Genomic DNA, 5,894 nt, shown 5'->3' on the forward strand with positions numbered 1-5,894 from the left:
GGCGATTAACCTCGCCAATTACGCCGCGAGTTCCGCGGTGTCTGCCTGTGGAGGGGAAGGCGCTGGTGCGGGCCGCAAGGTGCGCACGAAACCGGCCCCTGTGAAGCAGGAACTCAGCGACAAACTTGCTGCGTAGGTTTGTGTAAGTCTGAGAGAGCGGTCCGCAACGGACATGAGTAGCAAGCACCAGTCGGGAATCAGTTCGGCCGTCCTGGGGCCAGCCGCCGCGCTGCTGCTGGTCCTGTGGGTGCCTGCACCATTGGCGGGCGCCGCCGATGGGCCGGCCGCGGCGCCACCCGCGGCGACCATCCCGGCCCCGGCCCCGATCCCACTCGAACAGATCGCCCCATCCGCCACCGCGGTGGCGCAGCTCCTGCGCCACCTGGCCGGGGACCTGATCCCAGGCGCCGAGATCGAATCGATCCGCACGACCCTGCCCAGCGTCGGCACGGCGCTCGGAACCGACCAGGGGCAACTCCTGGACCTGCTGCGGGAACAGCCCTCCCTGGAGACGCTCCAGGCCCAGGAGGAAGGCTGGCGCGCCCGTCAGCTCGCCCTCACCGCGTGGCTCGACACCCTCACCGGGCGGGCCGCCAGGCTCCAGGACGCGGCGACCAGTCTCGCACGGCTGCACGAGACCTGGACCCTGACCCGACAGGCGGCGCAGGCCGCCGCCAGCCCCGCCGCGGTGCTGGCGCAGGTCGACGACACGCTCGCGACGCTGGCGGCGGCACAGCCGCTCTATCGCGCCCAGCGCGACGACGCACTCGACCTTCAGGCCGGAGTCGCCCGCGAGGTCGCCCGCTGTGAGACCGCCAGAACGCGCATCCTGGAGGCCCAGGAGGGCAACGTGGGCGGGGTCTTCGCCCTTACCGGCCGCCCGCTCTGGAGCCCGGCGCTCTGGACCCAGGGCCTGGCCGCCATCCCGGGGCGCGCCCACCAGATCGCCGCCACCCTGCGCGCCCAGATCGGTCTGTACCTGCACGAACCCGCGAACCGGATGCCGCTGCATCTCGCGATCTTTCTCGCCACCCTGATCGCCCTGCGGGCGGCCCGGGGACGACTGCGGCAATGGGCGGCGGCGGGCGAGGACATCGCGCGCATCACCGTCGTCTTCGACCGCCCCGTAGCCGCCGCCTTGGTGGTGGCACTCATCTTTGCGACCAGCCTCGCGTCACCGGCCCCGGCGGAGGTGAAGGAACTGCTCGGGGCCCTGGCACTGGCACCCTTGATCCTGCTCGCCCGCCCCCTGCTCGACGCGGCGCTGCGCCCGCCGCTCTTTACCCTGGGCCTGCTCTTCGCCCTGGACCGGGTGCGGCACGCCTTCGGCGGCGCCCCCCCCTTGGTCGATCAGGCGCTCATCTTCATAGAGTCCCTGGCCGGGGGGATCGCGCTCCTGTGGCTGCTCTATCACTTGAGGCAGCGGGCCGGGCCCGATGAACGGGGGCAGCCGGGCAGGGGCTGGGTCTGGCGCCTCCTGGCGGGCGCGGCCCTGGTGACGCTGGCGGTCGGACTCGCCGCCAGCCTGGTCGGCAGTCTGCGCCTCGCCCGCCTCAGCACACCGGCGGTCCTGGTGGGGTGGGTCTATGTCCTGTGGTTCTATACCGCGGTCCGGGTGCTGACCGCGGTCCTCGCCTTTGCGCTTCGGGTCTGGCCCTTGCGGTCCCTGAATATGGTCCGCGATCACCGCAAGTGGCTGCTGCTGCGGGGCCAACGGTTGCTCATCTGGGTCGCAATCCTGAGTTGGTGGTACCGCTATCTGGACTACCTCGGCCTCTGGGCGCCCTTCACGGCGGCCGTCCAGTACAGCCTCGCCGCCCGGCTGACGCTCGGCGGCTTCAGCACCTCCGCCGGGGACGTCCTGGCCTTCGCCGTCACCCTCTGGGTCGCCCACCTGGTGTCGGCCGGGCTGCGCTTCATCCTGCAGGAGGAGGTCTACCCCAGGAGCCGTGTCCCGAGCGGTATCTCCTATGCCGCATCGAGCCTGCTCCAGTACGGCATCGCCATCCTGGCCTTCTTCATCGCGCTCGGATTCCTGGGCATCACACTGACCCAGGTCACGGTCTTCGCCGGCGCCCTGGGGGTCGGCATCGGATTCGGCCTCCAGAACGTGGTACAGAACTTCGCCTCCGGGCTCATCCTGCTGTTCGAGCAGCCGATCCATGTGGGGGATGCGGTCCAGGTCGGCGAACTGCAGGGCCGGGTGCGCCGGATCGGCATTCGCGCCAGCCTGGTGCGCACACCGCAGGGTGCCGAGGTCATCATCCCCAATTCCCAACTGACTGCCAATCAGGTGACCAACTGGACCCTGAGCGACCGGCAGCGGCGGCTCGAACTCCCGGTCAGCGTCGCCGTCGGCAGTGAGCCTCGCCAAGTGATCGAGTTGCTGGAGGGGGTCGCCCAGGCCCACCCGAAGGTCTTGCGTGAACCCCAGCCCCGCTGCTATTTCATGAGCTACGGCGACAGCTCGATCAATTTCGAGCTGCGCGTCTGGACCGACTACGATGACACGACCGAGGTCCGCAGCGCGCTCGCGGCGGCGGTCTACCAGGCCGTCTATGCGGCCGGGCTGGGCTTTCCGTTCCCGCAGCGGGAGGTGCGACTGTTATCCTCCGAGAACGCCGCGCCGGCGCCCGGCGCCCCAGGTGCCTGATCCGGCCTTCGGCGTTATACCCAACCGGGTTGAGTTTTGGCCTTCTGGTTTTTCGTAAGATCCTGGCCGACATCGCGTAACCAGGAACGAAAAACCGAAGACTGAAAACCTGACGGTATAGTATGTGCCCATGAGTATCAGCACACCCCCGCCAGATCACGCGCAGCCGGCCCTGCCGACGGACCGAAGCAATGCCGCGGCCACGCCGCCAGGCACTCCCTTGGCACCGCCGCCGCGACCCCGTAAGTCCGCAGAGGTCGGTTGCGTGTTCGCGGGGTTGGAGGTGCGGGTGGGGGATCGGTCTCCGGATGACTATGCCGCGTTCCTGGAGGAACTGTGAACATCGAGCGGGTCCTTCAGTGGCTGGACTGCGTGGGCGAGGACCTGACCCTGGTCGGCGGGCAGGCCGTTGCCCTGTGGGAGACTGTACTCGGACTGCCGGTCATCACCGAGACCGTCGATATCGATTTTCTCGGCGATGCCTCGCAGGCACTCGGCCTGGCGGATGCGCTCAACTACCGCTGCCGGATACCGCAGGCCCAGGACCCGACGCCGAATACGGCGATCCTCATCGACGACGCGGGCGTGGTCGTGGCCGACTTTCTGGCCTACGTGGCGGGGCTGAACGAAACGGACATCCTGCGCCGCCGCGTGCCGATGACAACGGCCAATGGGCACTCATTCTTTGTGCTGCATCCATTCGACTGCCTGGCCAGTCGCCTGTCCAACATCATGCTGATTCCCGGCAAGCGCACCCCCCGCGGCTACGACCAACTGCGGGCCGCAATCCGGGTGTGTCATGGCTATCTGCTGCGTCTGATCGCCGAAGGCAAAGCGCACGAAGCGATCAAGATCGCCAACCGGGTCTTTGATCTCGCCCTGACGGATGCGGGCAAGCGCACCTTCTTCCATCACGGGATCGACTTGCTGGACGCGCTGCCGCCGCCCGCGGCCTTTGGCGTGGAGGCCTTCGAGCACGAGAACCACCCCCGCCAAGTGCAGCGGGTCCGGTTGCAGCGTGAACAGTTTGCTCGGTTTTTGGCCCGCTACGGGAACCTCAATGGCGATGGGCCAACGGACAATGCACAAACCTGAGAACAGAAAGGGGCTATGACATGCAGAAATTAAGCGAACGAGGGGACGATCGGGACTTCAGCCTGGCACTGCCCAGGGATGTCCTTGCCGACATCATCGTGAATTTCCTGGGTCAGCGTGAACGGCTTTCCTTCAGTAAGGAAACCTTCTTCATCCTCGACCTGAACGACCTGCGACAGTTCTATCTCTTGCTGGACGCCAAGATCAGCAAGGAAGTCAATACGCGCCTCGAGTTCTTCCAGGCGGCGATCAACTATGACGACGACACGTCCCGCACGCTCACATCCTTTGAAAGTCTGGAGAAATTTCACGAGACGCGGAACGTCGTACCGACCGGGGTCACGCTGACCTGGCATTTGGTCTTTCGCTTTCCCGACGCACCGACCATCGAAACGCAGAAGATCAATCTCTCGTTCCTGATCGCCAAGGGCTTCATCGACGGACGCGTTCAACTGAGCATCGAGCATTCCAATCCGGTTTGGGGCATCGAAGTCCTCAATCTCCTGTCGAATCAGATTCGGAAGAAACTTGGTCGGCTTCCCCGCTTTATTTCGTTCTGGCGCGTCTTTTTCGACGCGACATCTATACGCTTTCTCGCCGGTTTTGGCGCCCAGTTCATGATGGTCGCGATGTTTAGCCTGGCGTTGATCCTCTTGGGATTCATAAGTCATTATGTGCCTGGATCAGAACCGGCAAGTCACATGTACGAAACGACCTCGGAATCCGAATCGCCACTGAAAAAGCTATTCTATTCGGGGCAACTCAGCGAAAGAGAACTTATTATATTATCGAGTCTAATGGATGGAAAAAGGGACGCGTACATCACTGACGTCACGGCGCAACCCTCACTGAGCATCGACTTGCGCAAAGGCTTGACAGATTACCTGGCAGCACGCGAGCACGAAAAAAATGATCGGGAGAGAACTGACGGCGAGACACGCAACATTGTTACTCAGACTATTATAGTAATAGTTGTGACGGCGACTCTTATTTGGCTATCACTCTGGTCATGGCTCCAGTATCATCGGCAACGCAGCTTTCTGCTCTTGACCGACGAAGCAAGGGCCGCCCGCGATAGGTTCTTACAGGCCAAGCGGAACCACGTCACGCTGGGTATCGGCGGCATGGTCGTGGCGATTCTGACCGCCATTATCGCCAACTATCTTTCCGCGTGGCTGATGAAATAGGCGGGGACAAATGCGTCCCGCGCCGCCTTGTAACGCGGCACCGTGACGTCTGAACGGGCGCACCGTCGGGGGAAGCGCCCGGAGTCACGTTACTGAAACCGTCTTGGGCCGACCGTCACGGCGGCCGTTGGCGCGCGCCGCATCGGTCTTGGCCGTGCTGGTGACGCTGCCGCCCTGCTTACCGAGCCGGGCCGCCATCTATTGCCGACTCCCGAGGAACCCTTCCAGCAGGGCGGGAAAGCAAATGTCCGCATCCAGCTTCGGGAGCTTGACCATGGATGTTGCTCCCACGGGCGGAAATTCCGAACACGCACGAACTACTGCGGCCAGAACCCGTCGGACAGAACCTGTTCAATACTGTAGGGGCAGGTCGAGGGAAAGGTCCCCTCCGCCAGGCCGGTCTCACCGATCGCGTTGGCGCGGGCGAGATGATAATTGGCCTCCAACTGACGCGGCGCCTCGGGGACCAGGCTGGGACTGTCCGCCAGGATGCCGCGGATGGCTGCCCGCGCGTTGAGGACCGAGAGACGCCAACTCGCCCCCCGGAGCCCAGGCTGGTACTGCCATTTGAGCAGATGGGTCACCAGGACCCGGAGGTGACTGCCCAGGGAGCGGCGCTCACTCTTTCCCAAATCTTCCAACTCCTCGGCCAGGTGCGCCGCGTCGATTTCGGACAGGCGGCCCGCACGCAGCAGGGCGGCGTTGTCGAGCGCCCAGCCGACGAGGTCCGCCTCGTAGTCACGGCAGGTGGGCTGCGATGCCCGCAATGCCTTTTGTAAGTTACTCATGAGCGCGACGCCGGCCAAGTGTTTTCCTACATGATAGCTCGCCGGAACCGGAGTCCAAGGCTTCAGCCTTGGCTGGGGGAGCCCCAAGGCTGAAGCCTTGGACTCCGGATCGCCGACCCGGGTCGCGCCGCACCGGGTGCGGCGCGCCCGGCGGGGCTCAGCGCCCGGACA

General features: G+C 64.9%; 5 protein-coding genes. 4 read left to right on the forward strand and 1 reads right to left on the reverse strand.

From position 1 onward, the window contains the following. The first annotated feature begins 172 nt into the window (after positions 1-172). From QZY48_RS22100 to QZY48_RS22115, 4 genes are all read left to right on the forward strand, one after another. Positions 173-2,653 (forward strand): mechanosensitive ion channel domain-containing protein, encoded by a 2,481-nt coding sequence (locus tag QZY48_RS22100; protein ID WP_295435203.1) that lies wholly within the window; start codon positions 173-175, stop codon positions 2,651-2,653. A 130-nt stretch (positions 2,654-2,783) separates the two neighbouring features. Then, on the forward strand, positions 2,784-2,993 hold the full coding sequence (locus QZY48_RS22105) for a hypothetical protein (RefSeq protein ID WP_295435205.1): 210 nt from the start codon (positions 2,784-2,786) through the stop codon (positions 2,991-2,993). After that, a complete protein-coding gene (locus QZY48_RS22110) occupies positions 2,990-3,748 on the forward strand; it encodes a hypothetical protein (protein WP_295435207.1) in 759 nt (252 codons plus the stop codon). Before QZY48_RS22105 ends, QZY48_RS22110 begins: the two co-directional genes overlap by 4 nt. 20 nt (positions 3,749-3,768) lie before the next feature. Then, complete coding sequence (locus QZY48_RS22115; RefSeq protein ID WP_295435209.1) at positions 3,769-4,935, forward strand: hypothetical protein; 1,167 nt, start codon at positions 3,769-3,771, stop codon at positions 4,933-4,935. A 317-nt stretch (positions 4,936-5,252) separates the two neighbouring features. On the opposite strand, the gene QZY48_RS22120 is transcribed toward QZY48_RS22115, so the two are convergent. After that, complete coding sequence (locus QZY48_RS22120; RefSeq protein WP_295435211.1) at positions 5,253-5,723, reverse strand: DUF29 domain-containing protein; 471 nt, start codon at positions 5,721-5,723, stop codon at positions 5,253-5,255. Positions 5,724-5,894 lie beyond the last annotated feature (171 nt).

Source organism: uncultured Thiodictyon sp. (genome assembly GCF_903828115.1).
In the GTDB taxonomy this organism is placed as follows: domain Bacteria; phylum Pseudomonadota; class Gammaproteobacteria; order Chromatiales; family Chromatiaceae; genus Thiodictyon.